The 17,069-nt window shown below is 41.0% G+C and carries 18 protein-coding genes; 10 read left to right on the forward strand and 8 right to left on the reverse strand.

The features are described from left to right. Positions 1–24: 24 nt before the first annotated feature. Complete coding sequence (locus MHI46_RS06095) at positions 25–1,497, reverse strand: FAD-dependent monooxygenase (protein ID WP_260775863.1); 1,473 nt, start codon at positions 1,495–1,497, stop codon at positions 25–27. Positions 1,498–1,714: 217 nt separating this feature from the next. Between MHI46_RS06095 and MHI46_RS06100 the strand changes: the two genes are divergently transcribed. Then, complete coding sequence (locus MHI46_RS06100) at positions 1,715–2,539, forward strand: methyl-accepting chemotaxis protein (protein WP_260775864.1); 825 nt, start codon at positions 1,715–1,717, stop codon at positions 2,537–2,539. Between the two features lie 36 nt (positions 2,540–2,575). Here MHI46_RS06100 and MHI46_RS06105 read toward each other — a convergent pair whose 3' ends face one another. Then, positions 2,576–2,947, reverse strand: a complete 372-nt coding sequence (locus tag MHI46_RS06105; protein ID WP_260775865.1) for a DUF5412 domain-containing protein — start codon at positions 2,945–2,947, stop codon at positions 2,576–2,578. Between the two features lie 242 nt (positions 2,948–3,189). On the opposite strand from MHI46_RS06105, the gene MHI46_RS06110 reads away from it, so the two are divergent. Further along, complete coding sequence (locus tag MHI46_RS06110) at positions 3,190–3,813, forward strand: poly-gamma-glutamate hydrolase family protein (protein WP_058838925.1); 624 nt, start codon at positions 3,190–3,192, stop codon at positions 3,811–3,813. Between the two features lie 26 nt (positions 3,814–3,839). Here MHI46_RS06110 and MHI46_RS06115 read toward each other — a convergent pair whose 3' ends face one another. Continuing rightward, positions 3,840–4,388: an ImmA/IrrE family metallo-endopeptidase gene (locus MHI46_RS06115; RefSeq protein WP_024424963.1), complete on the reverse strand. Its 549-nt coding sequence runs from the start codon at positions 4,386–4,388 to the stop codon at positions 3,840–3,842. Between the two features lie 309 nt (positions 4,389–4,697). On the opposite strand from MHI46_RS06115, the gene MHI46_RS06120 reads away from it, so the two are divergent. Beyond that, positions 4,698–5,597 carry an N-acetylmuramoyl-L-alanine amidase gene (locus tag MHI46_RS06120; RefSeq protein WP_342503168.1) on the forward strand — a complete coding sequence of 300 codons (900 nt, stop codon included), beginning with the start codon at positions 4,698–4,700 and terminating at the stop codon, positions 5,595–5,597. 218 nt (positions 5,598–5,815) lie between these two features. Here the strand turns inward: MHI46_RS06120 and MHI46_RS06125 are convergent, their stop codons facing one another. From MHI46_RS06125 to MHI46_RS06145, 5 genes are all read right to left on the reverse strand, one after another. After that, positions 5,816–5,992, reverse strand: a complete 177-nt coding sequence (locus tag MHI46_RS06125) for a type II toxin-antitoxin system SpoIISB family antitoxin (protein ID WP_080652934.1) — start codon at positions 5,990–5,992, stop codon at positions 5,816–5,818. Beyond that, positions 5,961–6,731, reverse strand: coding sequence for a type II toxin-antitoxin system SpoIISA family toxin (locus MHI46_RS06130; RefSeq protein WP_342503169.1), 771 nt, complete (start codon positions 6,729–6,731; stop codon positions 5,961–5,963). The genes MHI46_RS06125 and MHI46_RS06130 overlap by 32 nt, the downstream gene beginning before the upstream one ends. Before the next feature lie 146 nt (positions 6,732–6,877). Further along, a complete protein-coding gene (locus MHI46_RS06135) occupies positions 6,878–7,876 on the reverse strand; it encodes an inorganic phosphate transporter (RefSeq protein ID WP_342503170.1) in 999 nt (332 codons plus the stop codon). 15 nt (positions 7,877–7,891) lie between these two features. Next, on the reverse strand, positions 7,892–8,509 hold the full coding sequence (locus tag MHI46_RS06140) for a DUF47 domain-containing protein (protein ID WP_024426775.1): 618 nt from the start codon (positions 8,507–8,509) through the stop codon (positions 7,892–7,894). A gap of 206 nt (positions 8,510–8,715) precedes the next feature. After that, positions 8,716–9,174: an ASCH domain-containing protein gene (locus MHI46_RS06145; protein ID WP_059376836.1), complete on the reverse strand. Its 459-nt coding sequence runs from the start codon at positions 9,172–9,174 to the stop codon at positions 8,716–8,718. A 228-nt stretch (positions 9,175–9,402) separates the two neighbouring features. On the opposite strand from MHI46_RS06145, the gene ggt reads away from it, so the two are divergent. From ggt to MHI46_RS06180, 7 genes are all read left to right on the forward strand, one after another. Next, a complete protein-coding gene (gene ggt / locus MHI46_RS06150) occupies positions 9,403–11,154 on the forward strand; it encodes a gamma-glutamyltransferase (protein WP_058838928.1) in 1,752 nt (583 codons plus the stop codon). A 260-nt stretch (positions 11,155–11,414) separates the two neighbouring features. Further along, a complete protein-coding gene (locus MHI46_RS06155; RefSeq protein ID WP_106025260.1) occupies positions 11,415–12,452 on the forward strand; it encodes a sulfate ABC transporter substrate-binding protein in 1,038 nt (345 codons plus the stop codon). A gap of 11 nt (positions 12,453–12,463) precedes the next feature. Beyond that, a complete protein-coding gene (gene cysT / locus MHI46_RS06160) occupies positions 12,464–13,309 on the forward strand; it encodes a sulfate ABC transporter permease subunit CysT (protein ID WP_039177942.1) in 846 nt (281 codons plus the stop codon). A 5-nt stretch (positions 13,310–13,314) separates the two neighbouring features. Then, positions 13,315–14,184 (forward strand): sulfate ABC transporter permease subunit CysW, encoded by an 870-nt coding sequence (cysW, locus tag MHI46_RS06165; protein WP_144491144.1) that lies wholly within the window; start codon positions 13,315–13,317, stop codon positions 14,182–14,184. Between the two features lie 15 nt (positions 14,185–14,199). Then, positions 14,200–14,931 (forward strand): sulfate ABC transporter ATP-binding protein, encoded by a 732-nt coding sequence (cysA, locus tag MHI46_RS06170; RefSeq protein ID WP_185847123.1) that lies wholly within the window; start codon positions 14,200–14,202, stop codon positions 14,929–14,931. 240 nt (positions 14,932–15,171) lie between these two features. Continuing rightward, entirely contained in the window at positions 15,172–15,639 is a 468-nt protein-coding gene (locus MHI46_RS06175; protein ID WP_058838933.1) for a PTS sugar transporter subunit IIA, read from the forward strand. A 53-nt stretch (positions 15,640–15,692) separates the two neighbouring features. Then, on the forward strand, positions 15,693–17,066 hold the full coding sequence (locus tag MHI46_RS06180; RefSeq protein WP_025093457.1) for a PTS transporter subunit IIC: 1,374 nt from the start codon (positions 15,693–15,695) through the stop codon (positions 17,064–17,066). Positions 17,067–17,069: the final 3 nt, after the last annotated feature.

Genomic DNA, 17,069 nt, shown 5'->3' on the forward strand with positions numbered 1-17,069 from the left:
CCCAATAAAGGGGCTTTTTTTAGTTCAATCAAATGACAGCAAGTGCTCTAGACGAAAGTCAGGAACCGCTTCATGGAAAAAAGCTCGGTTGCCTTCATCGTTCTTTTGATCCCATTGCTTCCACCATTCGGCGGTTTCTCCTGAGGTGTCAGCTTGAATCATGTCATGCAGCTGTTCTAAGTTGATGATTTCTCTCGGTTCTGTTAAGAAAGAATGCATCCGGTGATACGCTTCAAGACGTTCAGGCTGTTTTGTGACAATGGCATATTTTACGTAGCGATTTAAAAATTCTTGTACGAAAGTCAAGTGGGGGATGGTTGTTTCTCCTTTTAACTCGACACCGTCCCAAGCCATATCAGCAATTGCACAAAGCCACCAGCCAAGATCACTCGCTTGCTGCATTTGTTGTAATGTGTCCTTTTCAAAAGACAGCCGCTCATTTTTTTGTGCTTGTTTGAGCATACGGTCAAGTGTTTGTGCTTCAAGAGCTGCTTTGGTCATACCCTGCCCATGAATGGGATCTAACGTACATAAGGCATCGCCCATCACCAATAATCCACTTGGCCAATCCTGCATATGTTCATAGTGATGTCTTACGCAAGAAGGAACTCTAAATCCTTTTGGTTTTGTAAAGGGCGTTAAATGGGTGATGGCTTCTGTTATCGCGGGATCGCTCAGAGCAGCGGTTTCTGAATCAAACTGATCAGCATCCGTTGTTGGATAATGTGAACCGCCGGCTGCAGAAAGAAGCACAGCTACTAAATCATGATCTACCCGTTCAAACAGTCCTGTTGGGATTTGCTTGTCTGGCTGGCCAACTACAACCATTGATTGCAGGGGTGGCGCACCTGATGGTATTTGATAGTATCTTGTGCTGTAGCCTAGAAACACACTTAACTCATCAGTCTGTGGTAAGGTGAGTCCATTGTCTTTCAGCCATTTTGGCAATTTAGACATTCTTCCAGACGTATCAATTACTAAGTCCGCTTTCATTTCATGAATGCTGCCAGGTTTTACTTGCCGGTCCTTCACGATAAGCCCCATGACTTGATTAGTTCCCTCTTTAAACTGAAGGGAGATGGCTTCATGTTTTTCTAAAAACTTCACGCGTTCTTCTGTTACCATTCTTTGCATCAATACCCACTCTAGGATTGCGCGTCTTGTGACGGCGGTTTCTTCTCTATCAGTGAGTGTTAATTCGCCATCTTTTGTGATAAATCGAGAGGTTTGATGCAAGGTATTAAATCCGCCCATTGCCAGTAACTCTTTTGTATAACCAGGAAATAGCCGTTCAACGATTTGCTTGCCAAGTGGCAGCATTCTATGTGGATGAAAGGCTTGAGGAGTGCCGAGACGATTCTCAGGAGAGTCCGGCAGTTCATCCTTTTCAATAATCAATACTTGATGATAAAACGTTGATAAAACTTTTGCAGCGAGCATCCCGGTGATACCTCCGCCAATGACGATTGCCCGCTCATATTTCATGGGTTGTGTCAAAACATGCGCCTCCATTGAATACACAAAATGGTTACATGACCATTTCATCATATGTTGATTCATTAATTATAGCAAATTTCCGCTTGAATATAGAAAGGAAACGTACTTCTTTTTACTCGTAAATATGAAGAATTTCTTCAATCATTATTATTATTTTTAAAAAGTAACTATTAATTTAAGAAGAACGACCGATAAACTATATAAGGGGGTAGAGAAATTGGATATACTACAGAGTATTGTGACAGCAGCACCTTATATGATGCAGATTTTAAAAAACGAAGTGACGATGGGTGTCATTGATCGAGAGAAATTCTTGCTGTATTTGCCATCGAAAGATGTGGATTTTCAAATTCGTGCTGGAGAACTTATTAAACCAGATGATTTAAATATGAAAAAAGCGCTTAGAGGTGAGACATCAAGTATGTTTGTGCCTGAATCGGTTTACGGAATACCGTTAAATGCAATGGGGCTGCCAATTTTTGATGAAAATCAACAAGTGATCGGCGCACTCGCTTTAGGTTTTCCGCTTAAAAATCAATTAGAGCTTGAAGCATATATGGAGTCATTAAATGACATCATTCATAGTATTCAAGAAAAGGTGCATGTGGTGGCGGCGCATTCAGAGGAGCTTTCTGCGACAAGTGAGGAAATGACCTTACAAACGCAGCAAACACTTGAAAACTCGAAAAAAACATCCGATATTACAAAAATGATTAAAGGTATTTCGAAACAAACGAGTTTGCTAGGATTAAATGCGTCAATCGAAGCAGCCAGGGCAGGAAAAGAAGGGGCTGGTTTTAGTGTTGTAGCCAGTGAGGTTCAAAAGCTTTCAAGTGAAACTTCACGTGCAACAGAAAATATCGAAAGCTCTTTGCAAGGAATTTCCTCCAATATACATACATTACTTGAGAGTATGGGACATATGAAAGGTTCTTCAGCAGAGCAGGCTTTACTTGTTACAGAGTTTAGTGAAATTGTGGAACGACTGACGATCGTAAGTAAAGAAATGAAAGAATTTATGCAGCATGTGATGTCAACGTAAAAAACGAATCCAAGAGGGATTCGTTTTTTTAATACGCTATTTTCTTTTGTTCCAATCAAAGCGGTAATCGTATGTTTCACCCTTTACCACATTTAAAAATTCATGCCCGATTTGAACAAGCTGTCCATTTTTCCATTTGATGAGGGGGTCTTTATCAGGGTATTTCCAGTAAATCGTTTTCTTTCGGTGGGTGAGCTTGTTTTCAATTTCTGCTCTAACTGCGTTCTCCTTTAGTTTCCCTCCGCTATGTCGATAGGTGTTGATGATATATGTTCCGTCTGGTGATGCCATCGAGCGGATAAAGGTTCCGTGAGATACGCCTTGAAGAGAAAAGCATTTCCAGTAAATGATGCCAGCGAAGCTAAGGAATAAGATGACAAGGGTGATGGTGGTTTTCTTTTTTAACATGAATTCCTCCAGATGTAGATCACAATATTTCTAATTTATGAGAGAGAATGCAAAAAGATTCATATAGTCCAAAAGTTCTATTCATTTCAATTATCGGTCATTTTTTCTCAAAATTCAACAGATAGCCGTAAAGATAAGGAAAATTTAAGGATGTTTTATGTTGATAGGTCATTCGAAATCCCTTTACAAAAGAATTTAAGATCAGTAGACTTATGCTCATATAGAGAAATGGGGAAGATGGAATGACGCAAATCATTGATACATATCAAAGTTATGAAGAGCTTTCCGCTCATGAAAGAGAAGGAATCGATTATCAAATTCTTCACGAGCGGAAAGGTGACCAGCTTTTGGTTTTATCCCCTCATGCCGGAGGAATTGAATCTGGCGTGAGTGAGCTCATTCATGAAATCGCAAGTAATCAGTCTATGTATTTATTTGAAGGCCTTAAAGTGAAAGGCAATCATGTGCTTCACATTACAAGCACACGTTTCGATGAGCCGGTCTGCCTTTCTCTAGTGCATACCCATCATTACACGTTTGCGCTCCATGGCTACGGGGAAACGGAGATGCTTCAAACATTAGTGGGCGGGACAGACAGAGAAAGAGCGGCGGAAACAGTGAAACGTTTAACGCTTAATGGCTTCCAAGCAGTGCTGCTATCTGAATCTGATCGTTATTCTGGAACACATCCTCACAATATCAATAATCAATGTCTGACGGGAAAAAGTGTACAACTTGAAATCAGTCAGGCGCAAAGAAGAGCATTCTTTCAAGACTTCAGACGGCGCTATCGCCGCGAAACGCAAAATGAGCAATTTTATCGGTACACAAATGTACTCAAGCAAGTATTAAACCTGTATGAATAAACGCCTGTTCCCCTATGCAGAGAGGCTTACGTTTGATAAACAGCTTCTTTTTCCGCGACCTTTTCGGCTTTCATTAAATAAGATGTAAACTCTTGTTGGAAGCGAATGCCGGCTTTCCGTTGTTCGAATAAGGCAAGCCGCTTTTCAGCAAAAGCCCAGGTGACGTGAAATGTTTGCGCAATGTGTAAAATGGCTTGCTGCCGAAGGTTTGGAAGCTTCATTTGCATCAGCATAAAGGTCGGTACACAAAAGTGATACATAAATTGTTTAGCCTGAAACTCTTGCAGTTCTCGAAAGAGTTTGTGCATCTTGAAATGATTGCCTGCATGCTTGAGCACATGACAAAGCTCGTGGGCAAAATCCTGCCATTGTTCCTCTGATGATAGAGATCTGTTTAATATAATACTGTAAAGACCTTGATGTTTGATCATCATGCTGCCAGTATCCTCATAGTGGACCCATACATGAAATTCAGAAGCGATCCTTTGCATGTCTCTATAAGCAGGACCGCTTATTTGTAGTTTGGCATATAACCGTTTAATCTCTTCTTCTAAATGGGTTAAAAATCCAGTCATTTAAAAACCTCCAAGCAAACGTATGTTCTTTTTTGACGTAAAAGAAAAGTCCATATAGGACCAAATAGCTAATTGAGCTATTGCTTACTTTTAATATCGGCTTATTTTTAACAATTTTAACATAAAATCAAGGAAAAATGGAATTTATTCCTGTTTTTTTCTTCATTTTTACGTTTTCCACTACTAAAATGAGTGGATTGAATTCAAATTTTACCATAGTCTTATCACTAAAACAAACTCATGTTGTCTTACGAACGCCACCAATTGATGAGAAAGATCAATTCAATCTAGCAAAAGGGAGTGCAGAACATGGTAGAAATTTATCAAGATTTTATTCCAGTTGGAAACGGAAACCGCCCAGGATACGCCATGACACCGATGTATGTGACGGTGCATAACACAGCAAACACATCAAAAGGAGCGGATGCGAAAAGTCATGCGGCATATGTGAAACGCCCAACGACAGAGGTGAGCTGGCACTTTACAGTGGATGATCATGAAATCTTTCAGCATCTGCCGTTAAATGAAAATGGCTGGCATGCAGGGGACGGACAAGGCAATGGTAACCGAAAGTCGATCGGCATTGAAATTTGTGAAAATGAAGATGGGAATTTCCAGCAAGCGGTCAAACATGCGCAATGGCTCATCCAAAAGCTGTTGAAAGAACATAATATTCCACTAGCTAATGTGGTTACACATCAGCACTGGTCTGGAAAAGCATGTCCGCGCCTGCTTCTTGCTACATGGGATGAATTTAAAAAAGGAATTGAAACGGCAGGAGACCCTGAGACGGTCATCACGTATGTCGTCAAAAGCGGGGATACGTTAACGAGTATTGCTAAAGCTCATGACGTCACAGTTCAAGATCTTCAGAAGTGGAATAACATTAGCGACCCGAACAAGATTCAAATTGGACAGGTTCTCAAAATTTATCGAAATGATGGAAAAATGATGTATGAGCTGCCAGATGGGATTTTAAAGGTGACTTCGCCTCTAACGAAGGGAGAGCACGTTCGCCTTGTCCAAAAAGCGCTTGCTGCCGTTTATTTTTATCCTGATAAATCGGCTGCAGATAAAGGCATCGATGGTGTTTTCGGGGAAAAAACGGCGAATGCCGTGGCACGCTTTCAGCTGGTGAACGGTCTGACAAGTGATGGGGTATACGGTCCTAAAACGAAGGAGAAGCTGCTTAAACTGTTAAATCAGTGAGTGTTTCTGTTTGTATGATTGGATGGCTGTTTCACTTTTTTCAATTAATCGCCTAGTATATGGGGATGGCTGATATTTGGCAAACTGAACATATCTTAGTTGTTTGATTTTCTTTTTCATTTTGGCACCTCAATCGTTACAGCGTATAGTGTATTGTATGCAAGTCTATGTAAAAATGGAATCAGGACGCGGATTTCGTTCCGCGTCCTTTAGTGTAATCAAGCCTTTTTATTTTTATACTCATCCAGAAGCTGTTCATTCTTTTTAAAAATTCGCTCAGTATGGGGGCTTACCTTATAATCGGCCATACTGATATGGCGTTTTTTCTTTAAAATCTTAAAAGGGTTTTTCTTAGGATTGTTGTTATCCCCTTGAAGTGCGTGGTCCATCTTCATCACCTTCCTCTTCGTCAGGCAAGATTAGGTCATAAATTGTTGTAAGTGATGTCATTAATAAATAGTCGAACTCCGTGACAATCTCATCGGAGGTGAGCTTAATGACAAAATGAGCATCTGCTACAGAAAATGGGATGAGCACCAAATGACCGAAATCATCATAATATACTTCCTGCCTGTCAAGCTTCGCCTGAATGAGAGCCCGCTGGTCAAGTGTCCGAAGCAGGTCATCTTTTTGTTCCTGCGTATCGTATGGACAAAGCACCGCTTGAATATTCATCTTGTCGGCAAAAGAATAAATCAGCCGCTCAATTCCCTCTATATATGCCTCTACATTTCCATAATATACATGGATCGGTTCATTTTTCAATAGGTATTGGTACGTTTTTAGTTTATTGAGGTAAGAATGAAGCAGATCGTTATTTTGTTCAAGGAGTTGATGGGTGTCGGTTTCCAGCTCATGATTTCCGAGTTTCTTAATATAGGAGCTAAGAAAGATGAAAGCATCGGTTAATGCGAAAAAAACGGCAATGATCAAGTAGTGCATCCAATCAGTGAAGATAGAAGAAGGGTCATTTGTCCAGTACACGACAGCACCTGCTACATAAATCCAATACCACGTTTTACGAATGGCAAACATCTTTTCTTTTACTTTTTGTTCAAAGCGCCATACCGCAAATACATACACAGCAAGAGCACCTAGCAGTAACCATACAGTCAATTGAAAAAATAATAGCATGTTCTTCTCTCCCATAGACAGATGAATACTTGTTTATTTCTATGGATATGATTGGAAACCCTGCTTCATGAAAAAATGTCCTGAAGGACAAAAATATTTAAGTGTGCAGACAAATAAAAAAAGACCTGTCAGACAGGTCTTTGAAATTAGAGAATCGCATTTAACAAAAAGTATATAAGAGCTCCTAGAGTTCCTGAAATCGGTAATGTAATCACCCAAGTGACAAGCATACGTTTTGCCGTACCCCAGTTTACCCCTTTGACTCTGTGTGCAGAACCTACACCTAGAATAGAAGATGAGATCACGTGAGTGGTACTAACAGGTAAGTGAATAAACGTCGCACCGAAGATAATAGCTGCACCCGTTAAGTCGGCAGATACTCCGTTTACTGGACGAATTTTCATAATTTTACCGCCGACTGTTTTGATAATCTTCCAGCCGCCAATAGAAGTACCGAGTCCCATTGCAAGCGCACAAGAGAATTGTACCCAGAAAGGAATGTCGTCTGTTGTATGCAAATTACCGGCAATTAAAGCCATCGTAATAATACCCATCGCTTTTTGCGCATCGTTTGTTCCATGGGTATACGATTGCAGTGCAGCCGTTAAAATTTGAACACGTCGGAATTGTTTATTCGTTTTTGCGAGATTGTTGTTTCTAAATATAATTTTGATAATGGTATACACGATATATCCCAATACGAAAGCTAGGATAGGTGAAAGCAAAAGGGCTTGAATGATTTTAATGAATCCCGAATAGTTTAAAGCGCCAAAACCAGCAGAGGCAATAACCGCTCCTGCAATTGATCCGATTAGTGCATGTGAAGAACTACTCGGAATCCCGTAATACCAAGTAAGCAAGTTCCATGTGATGGCGGCAATTAAAGCAGCCAAGATCACAACAGAGCCGTTTTGAAGTGTAAATGGATCTGCGATATCTTTTGTAATGGATTTTGCCACACCTGTAAATGTCATTGCTCCTAAGAAGTTCATGAACGCTGCCATGATAATCGCATGTCTAGGCTTTAATGCCTTCGTTGAAACTGAAGTCGCAATGGCATTTGCTGTATCGTGGAACCCGTTAATGAAATCAAAAGCAAGTGCACAAATGACAATAAGTATGGTAAGGATGAGTAATGTGTCCATGTTTAACTAACCCCGTTACGCATTCTTCATAATGATTGTTTCTAGATTGTTGGCAACACTTTGACAGGAATCAGCGATTTCTTCAAGTGTTTCATAAATTTCTTTGTATTGAATCACCTTAATTGGATCTGTTTCTTTTCCAAACAAGTTCTTTAATGATTTACGATGAAGATTGTCACAATTATGTTCAATCTCTTTAATCTTGATTGCGTGCGGATGAATATCTTTCAAGCGATTTTCAGCTAGTAAATCAATTGTGATTAAAATTTCTTTCGCACACTCTCTGATGTAGTGGCTGAATTTGTCGATATGTTCGTCAGAGCTTGTGATTGAGTAAATTTCTAATGTTGCGGAAAAATGCTCAATTCCATCTAAAACATCATCGAGGCTATTCGTTAATTGAAGAATGTCTTCACGTTCAATCGGTGTAATAAAGGCTTTGTTCAGCTCTTTAATCATGGTATGAACATGATTATCACCTTTTGTCTCATATTCCTTCAATGTGTCAGAAAATTCTTTCAGAGTGGTTTGATTTGTTACTTTATAGCTAACAAAATACTCAGCAGTTTCATCTAAATTTTTAGCAATTTCCGTTAACAAGACGGAAAACTTGTCTTTTTTCCTTTTTAACATGTAAAAACCCTCCATTGTATAAATGAGACAATGCACACATCAAATAATTATATATTCTTTTGTCGAAAAAAAACAGGTGTAGTCGAAAATTTCTTCACTTTTTCTATTTGATCTTATTCTGACCTAAAGATGTGATCTCAACACACCTTTTTCTAAAAGGAGAAAAGCAACGAAAAAAGCGGGCCATTTTTGGCACCGCTTATAGGCTAAGAAGCCGAATGAATCAGCTTAAACCTTTCACAAACAAGAAGCATATCCTCTTTGAAATCTAATCCGTATGATTGGAGTGCTTCTGTGAAAAATTCTTTATGTTCTCTATACCAATAGTCATAAGATAAATCGCCTTCACCTTCTGCTTTTGCAAATGATTCGGGGACTTCATTCATTGGCATGACATCTACATCTGTAATTTCAATGATGGCTTTTGGCTCTTCCTGGCTATCCAAAATGACCGCATATTGTCCGGGTTTTGGAAGCGGCTCATGTTCCTTTTCATAAAACAGGTGTCCAGAACAAGTGGCTGTTTTCTTTCCTTGCTTGACAAGATCAAGTAAATGATCTGGATCTGATCCGAATGCCCACGCCGATACAAATGCGTCAGCAGGTGCTTGTTCTGATTTCTCTTTCCAATAGTCTTCCCAAAATAATCTGCTTTTGTTGTTCACCGTTTTTTCCCCCTCTTTGTTGTATTTATTATACCTTGAACCCGAATCGTTGGAAATGATGTGTCTTTATTCCTAATGATCGAGTGCGTCATATGTTTTGAAAAACAATGTCCGATTTGGGAAATGTAGGATGATAGGATGAAAATTTTTGAAATTTTAGAATAATCTATTGTATTCTGGTCAAGAAGTCGGTAAGGTCAAAGTAAGAATATGGAAGGGGTGTTGTTCATGAAACGCATTTCTCTAACTGTTTTGTCCATATGTCTGTTTGTTTTCTCGTTTTTTCTGCCTGTCAGCCAAGTCAATGCGAACGAATCTCATGGGAGTAAAGTAGCTGTTGGTAAAGATGGCATGGTGGCTACTGCTCACCCGCTGGCATCAGAAGTAGGTGCTGATGTATTGAAGAAAGGTGGAAACGCAGTGGATGCTGCTGTTGCCATCCAGTACGCACTGAATGTGACAGAGCCAATGATGTCTGGAATTGGCGGCGGTGGTTTTATGATGGTTTATGATGGAAAGACAAAAGAAACATCCATCATCAATAGTAGAGAACGAGCACCACAGGGCGCAACACCTGACATGTTTTTAACGGACGAGGGAAAAGTCATCCCATTTGCTGAGCGGTCTACACACGGTAATGCGGTTGGTGTTCCAGGGACAGTAAAAGGTCTCGAGGCAGCATTGGATAAGTGGGGGACCCGTTCGATGAAGGAATTGATTGAGCCTTCCATCCAGCTTGCAGAGGATGGATTTGAAATCGATTCTGTTCTGGCACAAGCCATTGAAGATCATCAAGGAAAGCTGAAAAAAACGGCTGCAGCGCCAATCTTTCTTCCAGATGATCAGCCGCTCAAAGAAGGCGATCTGCTTGTACAGCCAGGCCTTGCCAAAACATTTAAGCTCATTGCGAAAAAAGGAAGTAAAGCATTTTATGAAGGAAAAGTAGCAAAGGCACTTGCAAATACAGTCCAAGATTTTGGCGGAACGATGACAACTGATGACATTGGTCGTTATGAGGTCAAGACTGACAAGCCTATCTGGGGGGACTATAAAGGATACCAGCTTGCAAGTATGCCTCCACCAAGCTCAGGCGGTGTGTTTATGCTGCAAATACTCAAAATACTAGATCACTTCAATCTATCACAATATGACCCCAAATCATTCGAAAAATATCAGCTGCTTGCTGAAACAATGCATCTCTCCTATGCTGACCGTGCTGCATATGCAGGCGACCCCGAATTCGTAGATGTTCCACTAAAAGGACTACTAGACGATGATTACATTTCAAAAAGAGCTTCTCTCATTCAATTAGATCAAATGAATAAAAACCCGAAAGAAGGAGATCCATGGGCTTATGAGGATGAAAAAAATCCATCCCCGATTGTCCCGCAGCCAGAAGATAAAACCATTGGCGAGACCACTCATTTTACTGTTGCCGATCAGTGGGGAAATGTCGTGTCATTCACAACAACCATTGAACAGTTATTTGGTACAGGGATTCTTGTTCCGGAATATGGCTTTTTCTTAAACAATGAACTAACAGATTTTGACGCAAGACCAGGCGGAGCAAATGAAGTCCAGCCGAATAAACGTCCATTATCCAGTATGACCCCGACGATCATATTCAAAGATAACGAGCCGGTCATGACTGTTGGCTCACCTGGAGGAACGACCATTATTGCTTCTGTTTCACAAACCATCCTAAACTTGCTTGAATACGATATGGAGCTTCAAGATGCAGTGGAAGAGCCGCGGATATATACAAACAGTCCAACTTCTTACCGTTACGAAGTAGGAGTTCCCCTTGATGTGAGAACGAAGCTAAATGACATGGGTCACCGTTTTGGCAGTTCGCCTATTGATATAGGAAATGTGCAAGCTTTACTCATTGATCGAAAAGCAGGGACATTTACTGGAGTAGCTGACTCCTCGAGAAATGGAACCGCTGTTGGTGTCAATTTAAAGCTATCTGCCGATTAAAACCATTTCCCGGGAAAAGAAGCGCCTCTGTAAGATGGCGTTTCTTTTTTTGTTTAATTAAAAAACAGAGTTGACACCTGTGAATAGTTTGAATAATATATAGACTAACATCAATCATACATAGCTGATCGGACAACCGAAGGCTCTTGGCAATTTGAAGTACAGGACTGTAATGTATTTCAAGTGGCTAAGGGTCTTTTTTGCGTATGAAACGGCAAGGTTGGTGTCACTATTATTTGATAACAGGGGAGCGGGATAACGTGAAAAAGTGGAAATGGGTCTCGGTTGTAACCATCGTAGTGGTCTTGGCTGTGACGAGTGCTGCGTGCTCAAACGCAAACGAATCCTCAAAGCAAAAGGGGAAGGTTGAGCTGTTAAATGTTTCGTATGATCCTACACGTGAATTGTATCAGGAATACAATCAAGCCTTTCAGACGTATTGGAAAGACAAAACAGGTGAGGATGTCACGATCAAGCAGTCTCACGGTGGATCAGGAAAGCAGGGAAGATCGATTATTGATGGACTCGAGGCAGATGTGGCAACGCTGGCTTTAGGGTATGACATTGATGCGATTGCAGATCGCGGACTGCTTTCGAAAGATTGGCAAAAAGAATTTCCAAATCAGTCAACTCCGTATACATCGACCATTGTGTTTCTTGTGAAGAAAGGGAACCCCAAAAATATTAAAGACTGGGACGACTTGATTAAACCAGGTGTGTCCATCATTACACCAAATCCGAAAACGTCCGGCGGTGCGAGATGGAATTACTTAGCTGCATGGGCATATGCCGATAAAACATTTCATGGGAATGAAGACAAAACAAAGGATTTTGTCAAAAAGCTATATGAACATGTCGAAGTCCTTGATTCAGGTGCACGCGGGGCCACAACGACCTTTGTTGAACGCGGTCTTGGAGATGTGTTAATTGCATGGGAAAATGAAGCCTATTTAACACAGCACGAACTAGGCAAAGACAAATTTGAGATTGTCACCCCATCGATTAGTATTCTAGCAGAGCCGCCTGTTGCGGTCGTCGATCAAAATGTGAAACGTAAAGGAACAGAGAAAGTGGCAAAGGCTTATTTAGATTATTTATATTCTAAAAAAGGGCAGGAAATTGCGGCGAAAAACTATTATCGTCCTAGAAATCAAGAAGTCTTAAACAAATATAAAGACCAGTTTAAAAAGATTGATATGGTGACGATTGATCAAGCATTTGGCGGGTGGAGAAAGGCGCAGAAAAGATTTTTTGATGATGGCGGCTTATTTGATCAAATATACAGCGGACAAAAATAGGGGGCGATGTGATGAAGAAAACACATGCAGCCGCCAATAAAAGAAAACGTATATTGCCTGGATTTGGGCTGAGCCTTGGGGTGACGCTCGTTTATGTAAGTGCGATTGTCGTCATTCCTTTATCCATGGTATTTATTTGGACGGCTTCATTAGGAGCAGAGGGGATTTGGAAGGTGTTTACCGATGCAAGAGTATTGAAGTCGCTCCAGCTGACCGTGACGACTTCCTTTGCAGCTGCTCTCATCAATGCAGGGTTTGGTGTACTGATTGCCTGGGTTCTCGCCAGGTACACATTTCCCGGAAAGAAAATTTTAGATGCTCTCATCGATTTGCCTTTTGCGCTCCCAACGGCTGTTGCGGGTATCGCTCTCACCACCCTTTATTCTCCAAATGGGTGGATTGGTCAATTTCTGCATTTAAAGGTGGCATACACACCGATTGGGATTATTTTGGCACTTATTTTTATCGGCATACCATTCGTTATCCGAACCGTCCAGCCTGTGATAGAAGGGCTGCAGCAGGAAGTGGAAGAGGCTGCGGCGATTCTTGGTGCGACAAGGAGACAGACCTTTTTTCACGTGCTGCTACCAGCCTTGTTTCCTGCGGTGATGACTGGATTTTCACTTGCGTTTGCAAGAGCACTAGGGGAATATGGCTCTGTTGTGTTTATTGCTGGAAATATTCCGTTTAAAACAGAAATTACACCGCTGATGATCATGTCCAAGCTTGAACAATATGATTATCATGGTGCAGCAGCGATTGCATGCTTGATGCTGCTTCTTTCGTTTTTCATCCTGTTATTGATTCACGGCATTCAGTGGTATGTTGAGCGGAAAAAACAAGTATACGTGAGGTGAAACCATTGGAGAGAGAGCTTAGTCATCGGCATCATGTTCAGTATAAAAGTCCTGTAACCGAATCTAAAACGGTAAAAATCCTATTAATTACGGTGGTGTACGCTTTTTTGATTTTATTTTTACTCATACCGCTGATCGCCGTGTTTTCAAAGGCATTCGAGAAAGGGTGGAGTTCATACCTTCTGGCCATCTCACATCCAGATACACTAGCGGCAATCAAATTGACCGTTTTCATTGTCGTCGTCACCTTGCCGCTTCAAATGATCTTCGGGGTGAGTGCTGCATGGCTTATCACAAAATTTAACTTCCGCGGCAAACGTTTGTTAACGACTGTAATTGACCTCCCGTTTGCCGTTTCGCCTGTGATTGCTGGACTTGTATTTGTGCTTTTATTTGGTTCAAACGGGCTTTTAGGACCTTGGCTTATGGAGAATGGATGGAAAGTCATTTATTCTGTACCAGGCATGATTCTAGCAACCATATTCGTGACATTTCCGTTTATTGCTAGAGAATTAATCCCGTTTATGCAGCATGAAGGCATTCATGAGGAGGAAGCATCACTCACACTTGGTGCAAACGGATGGAAGACTTTTTTCCTTGTGACACTCCCAAATATCAAATGGGCTCTTTTTTACGGCGTTATTTTAGCCGGGGCAAGAGCGATTGGTGAATTTGGTGCTGTGTCGGTTGTATCAGGTCATATTCGAGGGATGACCAATACGATGCCGCTTCATATCGAAATTTTATACAATGAGTACCAATTTCAAGCCGCTTTTGCTGTGGCGTCTCTTATGGCATTTGTGGCAGTCATTACTTTAATCATTAAACAAATCATTCAGCAGAGGGATCACCGGCTTGGCAAGCGGTCAACATAAATGGAGGGATCGGCCTTGGGGATTACAGCAAAACAAATATCAAAACAATTTGGTCAGACAAAGGTTTTGCAAAACGTGGATTTATCGATAAGAAATGGTGAATTGATTTCTTTATTAGGACCATCTGGCTCTGGAAAGACGACGTTATTAAGAATCATTGCAGGTCTTGATTACGCCAATAACGGGCAAGTTTTATTCGGAGATCAGGATTACACACACATTCCAGTACGAAAACGGCAAATCGGTTTTGTGTTTCAGCAATATGCGCTTTTTCGAAATATGACGGTTTTTGATAATGTGGCATATGGGCTGAAAATTAAACCTAGAGGAGAAAGACTGCCTAAAAAAGACATCAAAGAGCGGGTGCATGAGCTTTTAGAGGTTGTTCAGCTCACGCAGTATGAGCAGCGTTATCCAGAGCAGCTGTCAGGCGGACAAAAGCAGCGTGTAGCACTGGCACGAGCACTTGCCGTTCAGCCGAAGGCACTCCTCTTAGATGAACCCTTTGGTGCTCTTGATACAAAGGTAAGGAAAGAATTAAGGCATTGGCTGAAAAAAGTTCATCGTGACTTTCAAATGACCACTATTTTTGTGACACATGATCAAGAAGAAGCATTCGATATTGCTGATCGTGTCGTGGTGATGAATGAAGGAAGAATCGAAAAAATTGGCACAAAGGAAGAAATGGCAGTACAGACAGACAATCTATTTGTATCTGAATTTTTAGATATAGGAAGCCACATTTAACAAGAAGTATAGAAGGCGAGTAGAGAAAGACGCAGCGATCACTGCGTCTTTTTTCTATAAAAATTTCCCTGGGAACATTGACTTATAATTTAGAATATTATAATATCTTTACAAAGGTAACGGTATTGAACATTTTTCAGGAAGTATAATTGTAAGCGCTTTATAAAAGGTTCTATTCTAAAATGTTCATTCTTTTTGTTACATGTGTTCATATTTATACCAAATGAAAGGGGTGGTTGTTTGAATAACTTGTTTGAGTTAAATGAACAACTGATTACGCTGCAGTTCGAAGCATCTTCGAGAGAGGAGGTGACGACATACTTAGCAGATAGGTTAGAAGCTGGAGGGTACATTAAATCGAGCTATTTACCTGCAGTGCTTGAAAGAGAAAAAACATATCCTACAGGTCTCCCGCTTGCAACTTTTGGGGTAGCGATTCCGCATACAGATCCTGAGCATGTGAACAAACCGGCGATTAGTGTTGCTACATTAAAGGAACCTGTCGTGTTTCATAAGATGGGGAGCCCCGATGAAACAGTGCAAGCCAAAATTGTGTTTGTCCTAGCAATCTCTGAGCCTAGTAAGCAGCTTGTGATGCTCGAGAAGCTGATGACACTTTTTAGAAAAGAAGAAGTGATGACAAAGCTGTCTCACATGACCTCTTATGAAGAAGCGGCTCACTTGCTTCAACAAGAGCTAAACCAATAATCATTCATGAAATAATGTAAGCGCTTTATCTGAAAAATTCAGGAGGTGGATGTATGATCAAGCAAGCCGTCGATTTTATATTAGACCTTGGACCAACTATTATGCTCCCGATTATTATGACGCTTTTCGGTATGATTTTAAGGCAGGGCTTTAAGAAATCCTTCAGGGCCGGTATTACGATCGGAATTGGATTTGTCGGTGTCAATCTTGTCATTAATTTGCTCGTGAGCGGTCTTGGGCCAGCAGCGAAAGCTATGGTTAATTCCCTTGGACTAAAGCTCGACATTTTGGATGTTGGATGGCCGATTGGCGCTGCCATATCCTTTGGTACACCTGTTGCCCCGCTCATGATTCCTCTTGTGCTTTTGTTAAATGTGATTTTATTGTCCGTAAACTTCACGAAAACACTGAATGTGGATATTTGGAACTTCTGGCATTTAATTTTCGCAGCCTCTGTTACTTACTACGCTTATCATAATATGTTCTTGGCTCTTGCTGTTGGCTTGATTGTTTCTGCGATCACGCTTAAATTAGCCGATTGGACAGCGCCGACAATCGAACACCATTTTGGATTAAAAGGCGTATCGATGGCTCATGCTGAAACGGTCAACTTCGCACCGCTGATGTATGCGTCCAACCGCGTCATTGATAAAATTCCTGGTTTAAACAAAATTCATGCTGATCCAGAAACATTAAAGAAACGCTTTGGCATCTTTGGCGAACCGCTTGTGATGGGTCTCATACTTGGTATCATTATTGGTCTTCTCGGCGGCTATGATGCAAAAGGCGTGATGACACTCGGGATTCAAATGGCAGCAGTTCTTGTCTTAATGCCAAGAATGGTTGCGTTATTAATGGAAGGACTCATTCCAATCTCTGAGGGCGCTCGTTCTTATATTCAAAAGCGTTTCCCAGGGAAAAATGTCTATATTGGTTTAGATACAGCGATTGTCATTGGTCATCCAGCGAATATGGCGGTAGCCCTTTTAATGGTGCCGATTACGATTTTGCTCGCTGTTGTTCTGCCTTACAATGGCATGCTTCCGTTTGCTGACTTATCGGTTCTGCCATTTACAGTTGTCTGGGCAGTAGCAGCCGCTCGTGGAAATATTATTCGCGGCCTTATTAACAGTATTTTTACATTAATGATTGTCTTCTTTATCGCAACGAACCTTGCACCGCTTGCAACAACCATGGGGAAAGCCGTCGGCTTTGATTTCCCAGAAGGAGCAAACATGATTTCAGGTATTGACCTTGGTTCTCACGTCATTCCTTGGATCATGGTGAGACTTCTTGATCCGAGCAACCCTTACTTTATTGCAGCGATTATCTGTGCTCTGGCTTATGCGCTTCTATGGTACTGGGTGCGAAATGATATTAAAAAGCAATATGCAAAAGAAATGGGCTTAGATCAGAAAGAACAATAAATG

It is taken from the genome of Bacillus sp. FSL K6-1000 (assembly GCF_038630785.1).
GTDB classification, from domain to species: domain Bacteria; phylum Bacillota; class Bacilli; order Bacillales; family Bacillaceae; genus Bacillus; species Bacillus safensis.